Annotated in this window: 18 protein-coding genes and 1 tRNA gene; 11 read left to right on the plus strand and 8 right to left on the minus strand. The window is 68.0% G+C overall.

What is annotated here, in order from left to right:
- Positions 1-125: 125 nt before the first annotated feature.
- Complete coding sequence (locus J7528_RS16800; RefSeq protein WP_291876692.1) at positions 126-623, plus strand: FKBP-type peptidyl-prolyl cis-trans isomerase; 498 nt, start codon at positions 126-128, stop codon at positions 621-623.
- 4 nt (positions 624-627) lie between these two features.
- Here the strand turns inward: J7528_RS16800 and J7528_RS16805 are convergent, their stop codons facing one another.
- The 3 genes from J7528_RS16805 to rfbC all read right to left on the minus strand — a co-directional run bounded on the left by J7528_RS16805 (position 628) and on the right by rfbC (position 3496).
- The gene (locus J7528_RS16805; RefSeq protein WP_291876695.1) at positions 628-1830 is read right to left on the minus strand and encodes a threonine ammonia-lyase; all 1203 of its coding nucleotides are present in this window, start codon (positions 1828-1830) and stop codon (positions 628-630) included.
- A 61-nt stretch (positions 1831-1891) separates the two neighbouring features.
- Positions 1892-2791 (minus strand): alpha/beta hydrolase, encoded by a 900-nt coding sequence (locus J7528_RS16810; RefSeq protein ID WP_291876697.1) that lies wholly within the window; start codon positions 2789-2791, stop codon positions 1892-1894.
- Between the two features lie 147 nt (positions 2792-2938).
- Complete coding sequence (gene rfbC, locus J7528_RS16815) at positions 2939-3496, minus strand: dTDP-4-dehydrorhamnose 3,5-epimerase (RefSeq protein ID WP_291876699.1); 558 nt, start codon at positions 3494-3496, stop codon at positions 2939-2941.
- Between the two features lie 33 nt (positions 3497-3529).
- Here rfbC and J7528_RS16820 point away from each other — a divergent pair, with 33 nt between their 5' ends.
- On the plus strand, positions 3530-4555 hold the full coding sequence (locus J7528_RS16820) for a glycosyltransferase family 2 protein (protein WP_291876700.1): 1026 nt from the start codon (positions 3530-3532) through the stop codon (positions 4553-4555).
- 134 nt (positions 4556-4689) lie between these two features.
- Here the strand turns inward: J7528_RS16820 and argE are convergent, their stop codons facing one another.
- A complete protein-coding gene (argE, locus tag J7528_RS16825) occupies positions 4690-5865 on the minus strand; it encodes an acetylornithine deacetylase (RefSeq protein WP_291876702.1) in 1176 nt (391 codons plus the stop codon).
- A 90-nt stretch (positions 5866-5955) separates the two neighbouring features.
- On the opposite strand from argE, the gene J7528_RS16830 reads away from it, so the two are divergent.
- From J7528_RS16830 to J7528_RS16845, 4 genes are all read left to right on the plus strand, one after another.
- Positions 5956-6591 (plus strand): glutathione S-transferase N-terminal domain-containing protein, encoded by a 636-nt coding sequence (locus tag J7528_RS16830; protein WP_291876704.1) that lies wholly within the window; start codon positions 5956-5958, stop codon positions 6589-6591.
- A gap of 90 nt (positions 6592-6681) precedes the next feature.
- Positions 6682-7524, plus strand: coding sequence for a formyltetrahydrofolate deformylase (gene purU, locus J7528_RS16835; protein ID WP_291876706.1), 843 nt, complete (start codon positions 6682-6684; stop codon positions 7522-7524).
- A gap of 64 nt (positions 7525-7588) precedes the next feature.
- A complete protein-coding gene (gene rfbB / locus J7528_RS16840; protein ID WP_291876708.1) occupies positions 7589-8650 on the plus strand; it encodes a dTDP-glucose 4,6-dehydratase in 1062 nt (353 codons plus the stop codon).
- Between the two features lie 82 nt (positions 8651-8732).
- Positions 8733-10010 (plus strand): serine hydrolase domain-containing protein, encoded by a 1278-nt coding sequence (locus tag J7528_RS16845; RefSeq protein WP_291876710.1) that lies wholly within the window; start codon positions 8733-8735, stop codon positions 10008-10010.
- Here J7528_RS16845 and J7528_RS16850 read toward each other — a convergent pair.
- The gene (locus J7528_RS16850; RefSeq protein ID WP_291876712.1) at positions 10007-10444 is read right to left on the minus strand and encodes a hypothetical protein; all 438 of its coding nucleotides are present in this window, start codon (positions 10442-10444) and stop codon (positions 10007-10009) included. The genes J7528_RS16845 and J7528_RS16850 overlap by 4 nt on opposite strands.
- 47 nt (positions 10445-10491) lie before the next feature.
- Here J7528_RS16850 and J7528_RS16855 point away from each other — a divergent pair, with 47 nt between their 5' ends.
- The 4 genes from J7528_RS16855 to vsr all read left to right on the plus strand — a co-directional run bounded on the left by J7528_RS16855 (position 10492) and on the right by vsr (position 14334).
- Complete coding sequence (locus J7528_RS16855) at positions 10492-11616, plus strand: DNA cytosine methyltransferase (RefSeq protein ID WP_291876713.1); 1125 nt, start codon at positions 10492-10494, stop codon at positions 11614-11616.
- A 74-nt stretch (positions 11617-11690) separates the two neighbouring features.
- On the plus strand, positions 11691-12677 hold the full coding sequence (gene cysK / locus J7528_RS16860; RefSeq protein WP_291876715.1) for a cysteine synthase A: 987 nt from the start codon (positions 11691-11693) through the stop codon (positions 12675-12677).
- Positions 12674-13882: an NAD(P)/FAD-dependent oxidoreductase gene (locus J7528_RS16865; protein WP_291876937.1), complete on the plus strand. Its 1209-nt coding sequence runs from the start codon at positions 12674-12676 to the stop codon at positions 13880-13882. The genes cysK and J7528_RS16865 overlap by 4 nt, the downstream gene beginning before the upstream one ends.
- Positions 13879-14334 carry a DNA mismatch endonuclease Vsr gene (gene vsr / locus J7528_RS16870; protein WP_291876718.1) on the plus strand — a complete coding sequence of 152 codons (456 nt, stop codon included), beginning with the start codon at positions 13879-13881 and terminating at the stop codon, positions 14332-14334. The genes J7528_RS16865 and vsr overlap by 4 nt, the downstream gene beginning before the upstream one ends.
- Here the strand turns inward: vsr and J7528_RS16875 are convergent.
- From J7528_RS16875 to J7528_RS16885, 3 genes are all read right to left on the minus strand, one after another.
- Positions 14286-16004 (minus strand): ATP-binding protein, encoded by a 1719-nt coding sequence (locus tag J7528_RS16875; protein ID WP_291876720.1) that lies wholly within the window; start codon positions 16002-16004, stop codon positions 14286-14288. The two genes, vsr and J7528_RS16875, sit on opposite strands and share 49 nt — an antisense overlap.
- A gap of 189 nt (positions 16005-16193) precedes the next feature.
- Positions 16194-16484 (minus strand): DUF167 family protein, encoded by a 291-nt coding sequence (locus J7528_RS16880; protein WP_291876722.1) that lies wholly within the window; start codon positions 16482-16484, stop codon positions 16194-16196.
- On the minus strand, positions 16477-16791 hold the full coding sequence (locus J7528_RS16885) for a YggT family protein (protein WP_291876724.1): 315 nt from the start codon (positions 16789-16791) through the stop codon (positions 16477-16479). The genes J7528_RS16880 and J7528_RS16885 overlap by 8 nt, the downstream gene beginning before the upstream one ends.
- Positions 16792-16903: 112 nt before the next feature.
- On the opposite strand from J7528_RS16885, the gene J7528_RS16890 reads away from it, so the two are divergent.
- Positions 16904-16979 (plus strand) — tRNA-Ala (locus J7528_RS16890).
- The last annotated feature ends 8 nt before the right edge of the window (positions 16980-16987 follow it).

The raw sequence follows: 16987 nt of genomic DNA on the forward strand, positions 1-16987 counted from the left end.
AAAGCTCGACGACGAAAGCCACCACTGTTCCGTGAAAAGTATGCATCAGCCGGTCGGTGTTCATCCGGAGATGGATTCCGGGGCTCTTCGTGCTAGCTGAACGGCCTGATTGTTCGAGGTTCTTCATGCATCGTCGCGCCCTGCTTCTCACCCTGGCCGCCGCCGGCCTGACCCTGGCCGCCTGCGGTCCCAGCAAGAAGGCCCAGGAGAACCTGGCGACGGCCGAGGCCTTCATGGCCAAGAATGCCAAGGAGCCTGGCGTCGTCACCCTGCCGGAAGGCCTGCAATACAAGGTGGTGCGCGAAGGCGCGAACGGCGGCATGCACCCGACCAAGGCCGACGAGGTCAAGGTCCACTACGAAGGCAAGCTGATCGACGGCACGATCTTCGACAGCAGCTACGAGCGCGGCGTGCCGGCGGTGTTCCCGCTGGACGGCCTGGTGCCGGCCTGGATCATCGCCCTGCAGCGCATGAAGGCGGGCGACGAGTGGATGCTCTACGTGCCGCCGGCCCTGGGCTATGGCGCGCAGGACAAGGGTCCGATCCCGGCCAACAGCGTGATGATCTTCCGCATCGAACTGCTGGACGTGAACCGGATCGGGCCGGGCAAACCCAAGCAATAACGCCTTAGACGACGCGCGGCGGGTAACCCTTGTCGCGCAGGGCGTTCATCACCTCCTGGGTGTGCTGGGCGTCGCGGGTTTCGATGGTGATGTCGAACTCCGCGCCCTTGGCCGGCACGTCCAGGGCCAGGCGATTGTGGTTCACCTCGATGATGTTGGCGCCCATGGTCCCGATCACGCTGGCCACGGTCGACAGCAGGCCCGGACGGTCGTCGCCGATGATGCGCAGGGACACCAGGCGCTGGGCGCGGACCAGTTCACGGGTGAGCACCGAGGCCAGCAGGCGGGTGTCGATATTGCCGCCGCACAGGATCAGGCCGCACTTCTTGCCCCGGAAGCGTTCCGGATAGGCCAGCAGCGCCGCCAGCGAGGCCGCGCCGGCGCCCTCGGCGATGGTCTTCTCGACATTGCAGTACAGGGCCACGGCCTGCTCGATATAGGGCTCTTCCAGCAGCAGCACGTCGTCGATCAGCGGACGGACGACGCTGTAGGTCAGCTCGCCGACCTGCTTGACCGCGACGCCCTCGGCAATCGTCTGGCCGCCGCAGTGGGCCGCGACGCCGCGCATCTTGGCGGTGAAGGACGGATACATGGCCGGTTCGCAGCCGATGATGTGGATGTCGTTCTTCAGCGCCTTGGCCGCCGTGGCCACGCCGCTGATCAGGCCGCCGCCGCCGATCGGCACGGGCAGGACTTCCAGGTCCGGCACGTCCTCCAGCATTTCCAGGGCGATCGTGCCCTGGCCGGCCATGATGTCGTAATCGTCGAACGGGTGGACGAAGGTCAGGCCCTGCTCTTCGCGCAGCTTGCGGGCGTGGGCGTTGGCGTCGTCATAGGTCTCGCCCTCGATGACCACGTTGGCGCCGAAGTCGCGGGTGTGCTGCACCTTCACGAACGGCGTGGTCTTGGGCATGACGATGGTGACAGGCACGCCCAGGCGGGCGCCGTGATAGGCCAAGCCCTGAGCGTGGTTGCCGGCGCTGGCGGCGATGACGCCCTTGGCCTTCTCGGCTTCCGAGAGAAGCATGAGTTTGTTCAGCGCGCCGCGCTCCTTGTAGGCGGCGGTGAACTGCAGGTTCTCGAACTTCACCCAGACTTCGGCGCCGGTAATCTTCGACAGCGTCTTGGAGTGGCGGCACGGCGTGCGCTCGATCTGACCCTTCAGGCGGCCGGCGGCGGCTTGGATGGCGGCGAGGTCGAGGGTCATGGGCGCTCCAGCACGAGAACTGCCGGGGCTCTAACACGGCCAAGCCGTCCGGGCACACCCTTTAGGGCGCGGTCTCCAGCAGGTTTTCTATTCCCGCCCAAGCTTCTGGTTCAGTCAGCATCGGCGCGTGGCCGACGCCGGGGACCTCTGCATAGGCCATGTGGGGCGCGGCGGCCCGCATGCGCTCGGCGATGGCGGGGTCGATCAGGTCGGAGATCCCGCCGCGAACCAGCAGCAGTGGGCGGTCCTTCGCCAGGGCCCGGAACAGCGGGTACATGTCGGGCGGGGCCAGCGCCGCGCCGCCTTCGGCCTGGGATTTGGCCGCGGCTTCCGCAGCGGCCTTGATCGGGGCCGAGATGTCGGGGTCGTAGGCCAGGACGTAGGCGCCGTCGTTCTCGTCGAACAGCCGGCGGGCGAAGACATCCCAATCCTCGGCCGTGTAGGCGGGGAAGGCGGCTTCGTTGATCGCCTTGGCGTAGGCGACGGCCGCGTCCCAGGTCTCGAAGCGGCTGGCCATACCGGTATAGCCGGCGATGCGGGCGAGACCCACGGGCGATAGCTCGGGGCCGACATCGTTCAGCACCGCCGCCGCGATGGCCTGGGGCATGATCGAGGTCAGCACCATGGTGATCAGCCCGCCCATGCTGGTGCCGACGAACACCGCCTTGTCGATCGCGGCCGCCTGGAGCAGCGAGACGATGTCGGCGGCGTAGGTCCCCGGATGATAGTTCATCGGGTTCGGATCGCGGGCCGACAGGCCCCGGCCGCGCACGTCGACCGCCAGCGCCCGGCGGCCTGTGGCGGCGATGCGCGGCGCCAGGTCCTCGAAGTCACGGGCGTTACGGGTCAGGCCGTGGATGCAGATCACCGGCAGCTTTCCAGTCTCGCTGGCCGGCGCGTAGTCGCGAGCGTGCAGCGGCAGGCCTTCGTGCGAGGTCCAGAAGAAGTCGGTGAAAGTCATCGCTAACTCCGTCTCCCCGGCGAAAGCCGGGGTCCAGATCGAACCCACCAGACTTGGCGGGGGTGGTCGAGGCTGATGGCGCGAAAACCCCAAACTCTCGGGATGAATCTGGGCCCCGGCTTTCGCCGGGGAAACGGGGTTTTGTGGTTAGTAGGTGAACGGCGACTCGATCTCGCTCAGCAGCGGCGCGGCGTTGTCGCGGTCGTTGGCGGTGATCTCGGCGACCGGGATCGGCCAGTCGATGCAGACCGCCGGATCGCTCCAGCGCACCGCGCCCTCGGCCTGTGGCGCATAGTAGTCAGTGACCTTGTAGAGCACCTCGCAGGCGTCGGTCAGAGTGACGTAGCCGTGGGCGAAACCCTTGGGCACCAGCAGTTGCTGGCGGTTCTCGGCCGACAGCTCGGCCCCCACCCACTGGCCATAGGTCGGCGAGCCTTTGCGGATATCGACCGCGACGTCGAAGATCGATCCGACCACGCAGCGCAGCAGCTTGTCCTGGGCGTGCGGCGGTTTCTGGTAGTGCAGGCCACGCTGGATGCCGCGCGTCGTGGAGCGCACATGGTTGTCCTGGACGAAAGTGGCCTTAAATCCAGCCTCCTCCAGCGCCGCCTGGCGGAAGGTCTCGGAAAACCACCCCCGCTCATCGCCATGGCGCGCGGGCGTGATAAGCAGCACTTCGGGGATCGCCAGCGGCGTGATCTTCATGACGCGTACCTAGAGAAACGAATTTCGCCACCGATGCCGCCTGAAGCGACCGAAAACAAGCCCGCCCCAGCGGTGAGCGTGATCATCGTCTCCTACCAGAGCGGCTCGACCCTGGCGCCGTGCCTGGAACGGCTGGCGGCCCAGACCTTCCGCGACTTCGAGACGATCCTGATCGACAACGCCTCGACCGACGGAGCGCCACAGGCGGCGGCCAAGGCCCATCCGTGGGTCGATTTCGTCGAGGCGGGCGCCAATCTGGGCTTCGCTGCCGGCAACAACTTCGCCGCCCGGCGCGCCAAGGGCCGCTGGCTGGTCCTGCTGAACCCCGACGCCTACGCCGAGCCCGAATGGCTGGCCGAGCTGATGGCCGGCGTCGAGCGTCATCCGACCGTGAAGAGCTTCGCCTCGCTGCAGTTGTCGGCCGATCGACCCGGCCTGCTGGACGGGGCCGGCGACAATGTCACCAGCGCGGGCATACCGTTCCGGGGCGGGTATGGACGCAAGGAACCGGCGGTCCTGCCCGAGGGCGAAGTGTTCTCGGCCTGCGGCGCGGCCATGCTGATCGACCGTGACCTGTTCCTCGAGATCGGCGGCTTCGACGAGCGTTATTTCTGCTACTGCGAGGATGTCGACCTGGGTTACCGACTGCGCCTCTACGGCCAACCGACCCTGCTTTTGCCGAAAGCCAAGGTCGCCCACGTCGGTTCGGCCAGCACCGGGGTGCGCTCGGACTTCGCGATCTTCCACGGCTCGCGCAACCGGATCTGGACCTTCCTGAAGAACACGCCCGGCTGGCTGTTTCCGGTGACCCTGCCGCTGCATGTGGCGGTGACGTCGGGCCTGCTGCTGCTGCACTGGCGTCGCGGCGACGTCGAACCGGCGATCCGGGGCATCAAGGCGGCGCTGAAGAAGGAAGACCTCGACCAGGTCTGGGCTGACCGCCGCGCGATCCAGGCCAAGCGCAAGGCTTCGCCCGGCGCGATCCTGCGGGTGATGTCGTTCGATCCGGCCGCCTTCATCGGCCGCCGGTTCATCATCCGGAAGTGGCGAGGCGCCTAACCCCAACACCGATCTTCCCGGCGAAAGCCGGGACCCAGATCTCGGAGCGCTTGGCTGACTGGAAGGGCGCTGAGCTCATAGCGTCAGCCCCGGCGTCCTTCCATCTGGGCCCCGGCTTTCGCCGGGGAAACGGACTAGACCGATAGGTCCTCAATCAACCTTCTCATGAAGGCCGCGCCGCGCTGCATTTGGCTGATCTCGACAAACTCGTCGGGCTGGTGGGCCTGGTCGATCGAGCCGGGACCGCAGATCACGGTCGAGAAGCCCGCCCCCTGGAACTGCCCGGCCTCGGCGGCGTAGGGCACGACCCGCGCGGGCCCATTGTCGCCGGCCAGTTTGCGGGCGAAGGCCTCGGCGACGCCGTTCTCTTCAGGCGCGAAGGCCGGGGTCAGCGAGCGACGCTCGACCTTGACGCCGCCTTCAGGGGCCCTGGTCTTGATATCAACGTCCATCGCGTCGCAGACGGCGAAGAACTCGGCCAAGATCGCCATCGGGTCCATGCCGGCCGGGGTGCGCAGGTCGAACAGGAACTTGCACTCGCGGGCCAGGATATTGCCCGCCGTACCGCCGTTGACCATGCCCACCGTCAGGGTCGCGCCCTTGGGCGTGAACGGCGAGTTAGGGTCAGCCTCGCGCTCCAGTTTTTCAGAGAGTTCGACCAGCATAGCCATCAGCTTGATCGCCATGGTGTTGGCCGAGACGCCCAGGTGGGTCAGGCTGGAATGGGCCTCGCGGCCAGTGACGGTGACCGTGAAGGTGGCGATGCCCTTGTGGCCGCGTACGGCGACCATGTCGGTGGGCTCGCCGACCACGACCAGGGCTGGGCGGGGGAGATCGGCAGCGATGACCTCGATCATGTCGGGCGCGCCCAGGCAGCCGACTTCCTCATCATACGAGAAGGCCAAGTGCACCGGCCGTGACAGGGTCGCCTGAGCCAGGTCCGGCGCGGCGGCCAGCGCCAGGGCCAGGAAGCCCTTCATGTCGCAGGTTCCGCGGCCATAGAGCCGCCCGTCGCGCTCGGTCAGCACCCACGGATCGCTGGACCAGGGCTGGCCGTCGACCGGCACCACGTCGGTATGGCCGGAGAGCACCACCCCGCCCTCGACCGCCGGACCGATGGTGGCCATCAGGTTCGACTTGGTCCCGTCGGCGTTCGGCACGCGACGCGTCGGCACGTCCAGCTCGGCCAGATAGCCCTCGACCCACCGGATCAGCTCCAGGTTCGAGCGCCGCGAGGTGGTGTCGAACGCCACCAGCTTGGCCAGGAGGTCGATCGCACGATCGGACAAGACTTCGGAGGAAGAAACCATGCATTGAACCTAGACCCGTTCGAGCGACCCGCGCGAGACAAGATCGCGGCGCTGTGCGTTGTTGATCTCAAACTATGCAGGGAGCCGCCCGTGATCGACCTCTACACCTGGACCACGCCCAACGGCCGTAAGGCCTCGATCATGCTGGAGGAGGTTGGGCTGCCCTATCGGGTCAAGCCGGTGAACATCGGCAAGGACGAACAGTTCGACCCGCATTTCCTGGCCATCTCGCCCAACAACAAGATCCCGGCCATCGTCGATCATGACGCCCCTGGTGGTCCCCAGAAGGTGTTCGAGAGCGGCGCGATCCTGGTCTATCTGGCGGAAAAGACCGGGAAATTCCTGGCCCCGGAAGGCCCGGAGCGCTGGGCCGCCCTGGAATGGACCTTCTGGCAGGTCGGCGGCCTGGGGCCGATGGCTGGCCAATACAACTACTTCGCCGTCCGGGCGGAGGAGAAGCTGCCTCTGGCCGTCGGCCGCTTCGGCGATGAGGTCACACGCCTGCTGGGCGTCATGGATCGGCGGCTGAACGACCATCCCTGGCTGGCGGGCGAGCACGTCTCGATCGCCGATATCGCCAGCTATGCCTGGACCAAGGCCATTCTCGCCGCCCTGGCCAAGGCCGAGCCCGGCCACGAGCCCGGCGTTCCTGCCGTCGAGGCCTGGCTGCAGGCGATGGGCGACCGTCCCGCCGTACAGCGGGGCATGGCCGTGCCGCAGGTTTAGGAAAACTCCCCGCGCCAGGGGAAAATCGGCCTCGCCTGACACGTTCAGCCGCTTTTCTTCGGCGATACAGTTCTCTAGAGGGAGCGGACCATGATCCTGACCCTCTCCTGCCCCGACCAGCGCGGCATCGTCGCCAAGGTGTCCGCCTTCCTCTTCGAGCGCGGCTGTAACATCCTGGACGCCCAGCAGTTCGACGACCAGGAGACCGGTCAGTTCTTCATGCGGGTGGTGTTCGACGCCGATGGCGCCGATCGCGCGGCGGTGCGCGGCGAGTTCGGCGCGCTGGCCGACGGCCTGAAGATGAAGTGGTCCCTGCGTGATCGCGCCGAGCGCTATCGCGTGCTGCTGCTGGCCAGTAAGTTCGACCACTGCCTGGCCGATCTCGTCTATCGCTGGCGGATCGGCGAGCTGCCGATGGACATCACCGGCGTGGTCTCCAACCACCCGGCCGAGACCTACGAACACATTGACCTGTCGGGCCTGCCCTTCCATCACCTGCCGGTGACCAAGGAAACCAAGTTCGAGCAGGAAGCCGAGCTTTGGAAGCTGATCCAGGAGACCAAGACCGACATCGTCGTCCTCGCCCGCTACATGCAGGTGCTGTCGGACGGCCTGTCGGCCAAGCTGCAGGGTCGCTGCATCAACATCCACCACTCGTTCCTGCCGGGCTTCAAGGGCGCCAAGCCCTATCACCAGGCCCATGCGCGCGGCGTGAAGCTGATCGGCGCCTCTGCCCACTACGTGACCGGTGATCTCGACGAGGGCCCGATCATCGAGCAGGACGTCGAGCGCATCAGCCACCGCGACACGCCCGAGGATCTGGTCCGCAAGGGCCGCGACATCGAACGCCGCGTCCTGGCCCGCGCCCTGCGTTATCGCCTGGAAGACCGCGTGCTGCTGAACGGTCGCAAGACGGTGGTCTTCACCGACTAAGTTGCGCGTACACTAAAAACTGGATACGGGGCTCTCCTTCTAGAAGCCCGAGGCTAGCCAGCGCATGTCGCAGCAGAATCTCCGCGTGATGGTGACCGGCGGGTCGGGCTTTATCGGCTCGGCCGTATGCCGCCACCTGGCCGGCCAGAACGATGTGGCGATCCTCAACTTCGACAAGCTGACCTATGCCGCCTCTCCCGCCAGCCTGGCGATGCTGGCGGGCAAGGCCGATTACCAGTTCGTGCAGGGCGACGTCGCCGACGCGGCGGCCGTCACGGCGACGATCAAGGCTTTCCGTCCCAACGTGGTCATGCACCTGGCCGCCGAGAGCCATGTCGACCGCTCGATCACCGGCCCCGGCGACTTCGTCCAGACCAACATCGTCGGCACATACGTGATGTTGCAGGCGGCGCTGGAGCACTGGCGCACGCTGGAGGGGGCCGAGAAGGACGCCTTCCGCTTCCACCACATCTCGACCGACGAGGTGTTCGGCAGCCTGGGCGCCGAGGGCCTGTTCAGCGAGACCACGCCCTACGATCCGCGCTCGCCCTATTCGGCCTCGAAAGCCTCGTCCGACCATCTGGCCCGCGCCTGGCATCACACCTACGGTCTGCCGGTCGTCGTTTCGAACTGCTCCAACAACTACGGCCCCTATCATTTCCCCGAGAAGCTGATCCCGCTGGTCACGCTCAATGCTCTCGAGGGCAAGCCGTTGCCGGTCTACGGCAAGGGCGACAACGTCCGCGACTGGCTGCATGTCGAGGACCACGCCCGCGCCCTGCACCTGATCGCCACGAAGGGCGTGCCCGGCGAGAGCTACAATGTCGGCGGCCGCAACGAGCGTACCAACCTCCAGGTCGTCGAGGCGATCTGCGACGTGCTGGACGCGCTGCGCCCGATCGCCGGCCAGAGCCGCCGCGACCTGATCACCTTCGTCACCGACCGCCCGGGCCACGACGCCCGCTACGCCATCGACGCCACCAAGCTGGAGACCGAACTGGGTTGGAAGGCGCAGGAGACCTTCGACACTGGCCTGCGCAAGACCATCCAGTGGTACCTGGACAACGAGGCCTGGTGGGCGCCGCTGCGCGAACGTTACGACGGGCAGCGCCTGGGCCTGAAGTAGCCGTCTACGACCTCGACGCCCTTGGCAAATGGACGCGCGGCAAGCAACAGTCCGACAAAAGCGTTGGGGAGCTCCCGTGTCCGTGTCCAAGAAGATCATCCTCGCCGCCGTCGCGGCGACGCTGCTGGCCGTGCCGGCCGCTCCTGCCTTCGCGCGTGCTGCGCCCGCCGCTTCGGCGCCCGCCCCGGTCAAGATCGACAAGCAGCGCATCGACACGGCCCTGAAGGCCATGGTCGACAGCGGCCGCGCCGTCGGGGTCTCGGCGGTGGTCTGGAAGGACGGTCAGGAGCGCTACTTCGGGACCGCCGGCATGGCCGACCGCGAGAGCGGCAAGCCGATGCGCCGCGACACCCTGGTGCAGATCTTCTCGATGACCAAGCCGGTCACCGGCGTGGCGCTGATGCAGCTGTGGGAGCAGGGCAAGTTCGGCCTGGACGACCCGCTGTCGCGCTACCTGCCCGAGTTCGCCGACATGAAGGTAATGGACGCCCAGGGCCAGACCCGTCCGGCGGCGCGTCCGATCCTGATCCGCGACATCCTGCGCCACACCGCCGGCTTCTCGTACGGCGGGACCGCCACGCCGGCCGACGCGGCGTTCTCGGCGCTGGATCCGATGAACATCAACAACGACCTGACCGAGTTCGGCCACCGCATCGCCAAGGCGCCGCTGCTGTTCGATCCGGGCGAGGAATGGAGCTACAGCGCCGCCGTCGACGTCCAGGCCCTGCTGGTCGAGAAGCTGACCGGTCAGCCGTTCGAGGCCTATGTGAAGGCCCACATCCTGCAGCCGCTGGGCATGAAGGAAGCGGCCTGGACCCAGCCCGAGGCCGCTTTCGCCCGCCTGGCCGCCACCTATAACAAGGGACCCGACGGCAAGCTGGCCCGCCAGGACGACGCCGAGACCCGCCGCCTGAATTTCGATCCGTCGCGCCGCCTGACCATGGGCGGGGCCGGCATCGTCGCGCCGATCGACGACTACCTCCGCTTCTCGCGCATGCTGCTGAACGAGGGCGAGCTGGACGGGGTGCGGATCCTCAAGCCCTCGACCGTGCGCCTGATGGCGACCGACCACCTCGACACGCGCGTCACCCAGCGCCGCTGGCTGCCCAGCAAGGGGACGGTGGGCTTCGGCTTCGACTTCACGGTCCGCAAGAGCCAGCCCCAGACGGCGGCCGAAAACCGCGGCGCGGTCGGCGAATTCTTCTGGGACGGCCGCGAGACGACGCTGTTCTGGGTCGACCCGGTCAACCATCTGACGGCGGTGTTCTTCGTCCAGACCTATCCGTTCGACGGCACCCTGCACCACGATTTCCGCGAAGCCGTGTACGGCAAGGACTACCTGGGTCCGAAAGGCGACTAGGGTTTCGGCTGGGCCGCCAGGTCCTGGGTCTTCGAGGCGCAGCCCTTGAGGGTTTTACCGTCGATCCAGACCTCGGCCAGGTAGCCGTAGCGGCGATCGGACATGCCGTCCGAGCATTCGCCGGGGGTCAGGCGCAGGACGAGCCGGGTCTCGCTGGCGGTGGTGTCGAACACGCCCTGCTCGCCGTCGATGCGCACGCCGGAATTGCCGGTGACGACATCGGGATGGTCCGGACGAGACAGTGTCATGCCGTCCGCGCGCACCTTCACGTTCCAAAACGGCTCGGTCCCGACCGCGTCGAAATCGCCCGAATAGTCCGGCCCGACGGTGATCGGCGCGTCGGCCGGCGGCGGGGCCTCCTCGGCCGAGCCCATGGGCGACTGCCCGCAGGCCGTTATCAACAGGGCGGCGGCGATCAGGACGACGGTACGCATGTCTTTGACTATCCCCTCCAGGTCCGGTGAGGCTAGACTCTGCGGCGATGAATCGGAACGCTTCTCCCTCCTTCCTTGAGTTCTTCGCCGGCGGCGGCATGGCCCGCATCGGCCTGGGAGACGGCTGGACCTGCGCGTTCGCCAACGACTTCGACGCGGTGAAGGCCGACGTCTATCGCGCCAATTTCGCCGACGCGGCTGAGCACTTCCACACTGGTGACGTCTTTGCCCTCAAGGCGGACGAGATCCCGACCGCGGATCTGGCCTGGGCCTCCAGCCCCTGCCAGGACTTCAGCCTGGCCGGGGCCCGCGCGGGCCTGGCCGGCGGCAAGTCGTCGGCCTTCTTCGGCTTCTGGACCCTGATGAAGACGATGTCGGCGCAGGATCGCGCCCCGCCGGTGATCGTCATCGAGAACGTCGTCGGCCTGCTGACCTCGCACCACGGCGACGACTTCACCGCCCTGTGCGGCGCGCTGTCGGAAGAGGGCTACCGCTTCGGGGCCCTGGAGATCGACGCCAGCGCTTTCGTCCCGCAGTCGCGGCCCCGCGTGTTCGTGGTCGCCACCCGCCTGCCGACCGACGGTCTGGAGGGGACCAGCGGCTTCCACAGCCGCGCCGTGCGCGAGGCCGCCGCTCGTCTGCCCGACGATCTGAAGGAACGCTGGATCTGGTGGGGCGCGCCCTCGCCGCCGGCCCGAAACACCGATCTGGCCGTCGTGCTCGAGCCCGACGACGCCGTGACCTGGAACCCACAGGAGCGCACCGACGCCCTGCTGGCCCTGATGGCCGACAGCCACCGCGAGGCGGTCGAGCGCCGGGTGAAGTCGGGCGAGCGCGCGGTCGGGGCCGTGTTCCGCCGGATGCGCGGGGGCGACCAGCGGGCCGAGGTGCGCTTCGACGGCGTCGCCGGATGCCTGCGCACCCCGCGTGGCGGTTCCTCGCGTCAGACCCTCTTGGTCATCCAGAACGGCCAGGTTCGCTCGCGCCTGGTCACGCCGCGCGAAGGCGCGCGCCTGATGGGCCTGCCCGACAGCTATCTGCTGCCCGGCTCGCAGACGGCCGGCCTGCAGGTGATCGGCGACGGCGTGGCGGTTCCGGCCGTGCGCTGGCTGGCCCAAACCCTGCTGGAGCCCTTGCTCGATAGCAAAACTGCAAGCCTCGCCGCCGAATGACCCCCTGACAGCTGGGGTTTGGAGGTCTAAGTTGCGCGCCGCTTCCCGCAACCCTAGGGCCTCCGAGGTATCCGATGGACGACGCTTCCTCCCTCTATGACGCCGCCCGCTTCAAGCGCGCCGGTCGCGGCAAGATCTACGACTCGATCATCGACACGATCGGCGACACCCCGATCGTCCGCCTGCCGCGCCTGATGGCCGAGCTGAAGCCCAAGGGCGAGGTCGTCGCCAAGCTCGAGTTCTTCAACCCGATCGCCTCGGTCAAGGACCGCATCGGCGTGGCCATGATCGAGTCGCTGGAGGCGCAGGGCGTCCTGAAGCCCGGCGCGACGATCATCGAGCCGACCTCGGGCAATACCGGCATCGCCCTGGCCTTCGTGGCCGCCGCCAAGGGCTACAAGCTGATCCTGGTCATGCCGGAAAGCATGTCGATCGAGCGCCGCAAGATGCTGCTGCTACTGGGCGCCAAGCTGGAGCTGACCCCGGCCGAAAAGGGCATGCGCGGCGCGGTCTCGCGCGCCCAGGAACTGATCGACGCCACGCCGGGCGCTGTGATGCCGCAACAGTTCGAGAACGGCGCCAACCCGCTGATCCACCGCGTCTCGACCGCCGAGGAGATCTGGAACGACACGGCCGGCGCCGTGGACGCCGTGGTCTCGGGCGTCGGTACGGGCGGCACCATCACCGGCGTCGGCCAGGTGCTGAAGGCCCGCAAGCCGTCGCTGAAGATGGTCGCCGTCGAGCCCGAGGCCTCGCCGGTCTTGTCGGGCGGCGCGCCCGGTCCGCACAAGATCCAGGGCATCGGCGCCGGCTTCGTGCCGGGCATCCTGGACCGCGCGGTGATTGACGAGATCGTCCAGGTCGGCAACGACGACAGCTTCGCCATGGCCCGCCGTGCGGCGGCCACCGAAGGCCTGCCGGTCGGCATCAGCTCGGGCGCGGCCCTGACGGCCGCCTTCGACCTGGCCCTGCGCGACGAATATGCCGGCAAGCTGATCGTGGTGATCATCCCCAGCTTCGCCGAGCGCTACCTGTCCACGGCGCTGTTCGAGGGCCTCTGAGCCCCCTTCGCGTAGGCGTCGTCGGGTGCGGCGTCGGCGGCATGGCCGCCGCGCTGGCCCTGGCGCGCCGTGGGCACAGGGTCACCCTACTGGAAGCCTTCGCGGCCCCGCGTCCGCTGGGCTCGGGGCTGCTGCTGCAACCGACGGGTCTTGCGGCCCTGCGTGCGTTGCAACTCGACGAAGCGATCCGTGAAGCCGGCGCCCGTGTCGACCGGCTGGAAGGCAAGGACACGCGCGGCCGGCGGGTCATGGACCTGGGCTACGGCGACTGGCGGCCCGGCGCGCATGGCGTCGGCATTCATCGGGCCGTGCTGTTCGACACCTTGCACGACCAGCTGGCCCCGGCCGGGGTCGAGGTCGTCACTGACGCGCGGATCGTGCGGATCGAGAATCCGGCCAGGCCCGTCCTTCACGACCAGCAGGGCCGGAGCTTTGGCCCGTTCGACCTGGCCATCATTGGCGACGGCTCGGCCTCGAGCCTGCGGACGGCGATCCGACCGGGCGCGCGGGCGCCGGTCTATCCGTGGGGCGCGGTCTGGACAAATGCCAGCGATCCGGAAGGGCGCTTCGCTGGCGCCCTGCGGCAGGTCTATCACCGCGCCGAGGTGATGAGCGGCGTCCTACCCGTTGGGCGCGGGGCCAAAGGCGAGACGAACCAGGTCAGCCTCTTCTGGTCCGTGCCGGTCAAGGACCTGGACGCCTTCCTGGCCGGCGACTTCGAGACCTGGCGGCGTGAACGGCTGGGCGCGCTGTGGCCCGAAGCCGCCGCCCTGCTGGAAGGTCGCGAGGCCTGGGAAGGCTTCTCCCGCGCCCTCTATCGCGATGTCTCGGTGGGGCGCTGGAACCGCGACGCCTGCGTGCTGATCGGCGACGCGGCCCACGGCACCAGCCCGCAACTGGGCCAGGGCGCAAACCTGGCCTTGGTCGACGCCGTCGAGCTGGCCGCGCGCCTGGACCGTGACCATCGCCCGACCGCCGTCGCCGTCCGCGCCTGGCAGGACGACCGCCGGCGGCACACCGGCATCTACCAGCTGGTCTCCAAGGCCCTGACGCCGCTCTTTCAGGCGCATGGCGCGTTCTGGCCATGCATGAGGGATTGGTTCTTCACCCCAATGTCGCGCTGGCCGGGCCTGAAGCAGCTGGGCGTGCTGCTGCTGACCGGAACCCTGCGCCTGGGCCGTTTCCCGCCGGAGACGAAGCCGTGAGCACGGATGTCTACGACCAGGCCAAGCGCTCGGCCGTCATGGCCCGCGTGAAGAGCAAGGACACCACGCCTGAGAAAACCCTGCGCCGGATCCTGACCGGCCTGGGCGCCCGCTACCGCCTGCATCGCAAGGACCTGCCGGGCAACCCGGACCTGGTCATGCCGGGGCGCAAGCTGGCCGTCTTCGTCCACGGCTGCTTCTGGCACGGTCACGACTGCGCCCGCGGCTCGCGGGTGCCCAAGACCAACCGCGACTACTGGCTGGCCAAGGTGGCCCGCAACGTCGCCCGCGATGAGCGCTCACAGGCCGCGCTGGAGGCCGCGGGCTGGCGGGTCGAGGTGGTCTGGGAGTGCGCCATGAAGGACGAGACAGCCCTGACAGAGCGTCTAAAGACGGTGCTGGATCAGGCCGCGTCGGTGACGGCTTCGACGGTCCCGCCCGCCAGCACCTGAGCCAGGGCTCCGAAAAGCTCCACGGGATCGATCGGCTTGGCCACATGTCCGTTCATGCCGGCGGCCATGCAGGCGTCCCAGTCCTTAGGGGTGGCCGAGGCGGTGACGGCGATCACCGGGGTCTCGCGGTTGGGGCCTGAGCCGGCGCGCAGGATCCGCGTGGCCTCGCGGCCGTCCATGCCGGGCATGTAGACGTCCATCAGTACCGCGTCGAAGACCTCGGCGTTCAGCAGTTCAAGGGCTTCTTCGCCGGACTCGGCCAAGGTCGCGTCGACGCCGAAGGGCTGGAGCACCAGCTCGATGGCCCGGCGGTTGACCACGTGGTCGTCGACCACCAGCACCCGCAGGCCGGTGATCGAGCGGCCTTCGTCTTCGGCGCGCGGGGCCTCGGCGGTCTCGAACACCGTGGTCAGGGTGAAGTGAGCGCCATGGCCGGGCGCGCTGGACGCCGTCAGGTCGCCGCCCATCAGCCGGGCCAGCTCGCGGCTGATCGCCAGGCCCAGGCCCGAGCCGCCGTGCTGGCGCACGACGGCGGCGTTCAGCTGGTCGAAGGGCGTGAACAGGCGCGGCAGGGCGGCTTCGGGGATGCCGGGGCCGGTGTCGATCACCTCGATCGACAGCAGCACCTGATCGGGTGAGGGCTGGGCGTGCAGGACGACGGTGATCTCGCCGCGCTCGGTGAACTTGATGGCGTTGCTGAGCAGGTTGTTCAGCACCTGCTTCAGGCGCATGGCGTCGCCGGCCACCCAGCGGGGCAGGCTGGCCGCGCCCTTGATCCGCAGCTTCAGGCCCTTGCGGGCGATCTCGGGCCGCCACAGGCGCAAGGTGTCAGACAGCGACTGGCGCAGATTGAAGGCCGACTGCTCGACCGTCATGCGGCCGGCTTCCAGCCGCGAGAAGTCCAAGAGGTCGTTCAGCAGGGTGCGCATCAGCCCGCCGGCGTCGGCGATCAGCTGGGCGTGGATCTTCTGGCCGGCCTCGGGGACCTCGCTGTGCAGGCGGGCGGCACCGGCCAGGATGGCGCTGATCGGGGTGCGCAGTTCGTGGCTGATCATGGCCACGAAGGCGGACTTGGCCGCGACGGCTTCCTCGGCCTCGTGACGGCGGCGCTCGGCCTCGGCCTTGGCGTCGGCCTCGGCCTTCAGGGCGGCGCTGAGCGTGCGGCTGGCGACGGTGACCGACACGATCATCAGGATGGCGCCGAACCACAGCACGTCGGCCAGGTTGGCGCCGGGGTTAGCGGCCTTGGCGATGAATGGCGCGATCAGCAGGTAGAGGGCGTGCGGGGCGGCCGCCATCAGGGTGGCCAGGCGGTTGCCGGCATTGACCACCACCACGTTCAGCAGGGCGCCAGCCAGAAGCATGCCGCCCAGCGTCGGCGCGAAACGGATGTGCGAGGCGAACATCGGGATCGACAGGGCCCCGAACGCCGCCGAGGTGATGAAGGGCGCGACGACGGCGGCCGGCTTCATCCAGGTCGGGGCCGCCTCCCGCGGACGCCGCACCCAGTTCTCGAAGGCGTAGCAGAGCGTATAGGCCAGAGCCCACGCCCACCCCCAGACTGGATGCAGATAGACCTGCAGCAGCACGGCGATGGCCAGGGTGGCGCCGATGCGCAGATAGGTGTTCGCGCGCCGTGAGGCGGCGGCGCGAGCCACGTCCTTTTGCATCCCCATCTCGGTCACGCCCTTGCCCCCTGAGACCCCCCGGTCCCCACCACGGCCAGGCCAGCCGCGATGGCTAGATGGAAGTCAAAGAACGTCGTCTAGTCAATGGGTTGGACCAACTTCGGGTTCGGGCATGATTATGCGTCGGCGGAGGATTGTCCTCCGTTTTCGGCAAGGATTTGCCCTTTATGGTCAAGCTTGAGGGCGGGCGCCGAAGGCCTTGGCCAGGTCGTCGGCGGTGAGGCCGTCCAGCTCCAGCCGCTTGAGCCGGGCGGTGTCGCCAGCCGCCAGACGGACAGCCGAGCGCGGGATCTTCAGGGTCTTGGCCAGGAAGGCCAGCAGGGCCGCATTGGCCGCGCCGTCGACCGGCGGGCTGGCCACGCGGACCTTCAGATAGGGGCGGCCGTCCGCGTCGCTGGCCCAGCCGTCGACCGCATCGCGACCGCCGCGGGGCGTCAGGCGGACGGCCAGGACCTCAGCCAAGGATGTTCAGCAGCGTGCCTTGCAGCGCCGGCAGGATGTAGATCTGTAGGCCTTGCAGCAGCAGCAGCACGATGATTGGGCTGATGTCGACGCCGCCCAGCGACGGAATAATGCGGCGGAATGGCGCGAGAACCGGGTCGGTGACGCGGTCCAGGAAGGTGGCGATGTTGTAGACGGCTTGGTTGTGGCGATTGATCACGTTGAACGCGAACAGCCAGCTTAGCACCGCCGTGATGATGATGGCCCACCACAGCAGGCTCAGCAGCGCATTGAGGATAAAGAAGACGAGATTGATGATCGGGGCCATGAGTTTCCATCCGGGAACTCAAGCTTCTTGCCGCGCCCGGGGGTTGCTGGCAAGGCGGGTTAAGAACCCCGCTTGACGTACGCGCCCAAGGGCCGTATCTCCGCCGCTCCTTGGGGCCGTAGCTCAGATGGTAGAGCGCCTCGTTCGCAATGAGGAGGTCAGGGGTTCGATTCCCCTCGGCTCCACCAAGGACCTT

This window comes from Caulobacter sp. (assembly GCF_017744445.1).
Taxonomy (GTDB): Bacteria; Pseudomonadota; Alphaproteobacteria; order Caulobacterales; family Caulobacteraceae; genus Caulobacter.

Coding starts and splice junctions, on each gene's coding strand:
- argE (WP_291876702.1), bottom strand. CDS start 5,865: ATGGTTTCTTCCTCCGAAGTCTTGTCCGATCGTGCGATCGACCTCCTG.
- rfbB (WP_291876708.1), top strand. CDS start 7,589: ATGTCGCAGCAGAATCTCCGCGTGATGGTGACCGGCGGGTCGGGCTTT.
- J7528_RS16855 (WP_291876713.1), top strand. CDS start 10,492: ATGAATCGGAACGCTTCTCCCTCCTTCCTTGAGTTCTTCGCCGGCGGC.
- cysK (WP_291876715.1), top strand. CDS start 11,691: ATGGACGACGCTTCCTCCCTCTATGACGCCGCCCGCTTCAAGCGCGCC.
- J7528_RS16820 (WP_291876700.1), top strand. CDS start 3,530: ATGCCGCCTGAAGCGACCGAAAACAAGCCCGCCCCAGCGGTGAGCGTG.
- rfbC (WP_291876699.1), bottom strand. CDS start 3,496: ATGAAGATCACGCCGCTGGCGATCCCCGAAGTGCTGCTTATCACGCCC.
- J7528_RS16850 (WP_291876712.1), bottom strand. CDS start 10,444: ATGCGTACCGTCGTCCTGATCGCCGCCGCCCTGTTGATAACGGCCTGC.
- J7528_RS16875 (WP_291876720.1), bottom strand. CDS start 16,004: ATGCAAAAGGACGTGGCTCGCGCCGCCGCCTCACGGCGCGCGAACACC.
- J7528_RS16810 (WP_291876697.1), bottom strand. CDS start 2,791: ATGACTTTCACCGACTTCTTCTGGACCTCGCACGAAGGCCTGCCGCTG.
- J7528_RS16805 (WP_291876695.1), bottom strand. CDS start 1,830: ATGACCCTCGACCTCGCCGCCATCCAAGCCGCCGCCGGCCGCCTGAAG.
- J7528_RS16800 (WP_291876692.1), top strand. CDS start 126: ATGCATCGTCGCGCCCTGCTTCTCACCCTGGCCGCCGCCGGCCTGACC.
- J7528_RS16885 (WP_291876724.1), bottom strand. CDS start 16,791: ATGGCCCCGATCATCAATCTCGTCTTCTTTATCCTCAATGCGCTGCTG.
- purU (WP_291876706.1), top strand. CDS start 6,682: ATGATCCTGACCCTCTCCTGCCCCGACCAGCGCGGCATCGTCGCCAAG.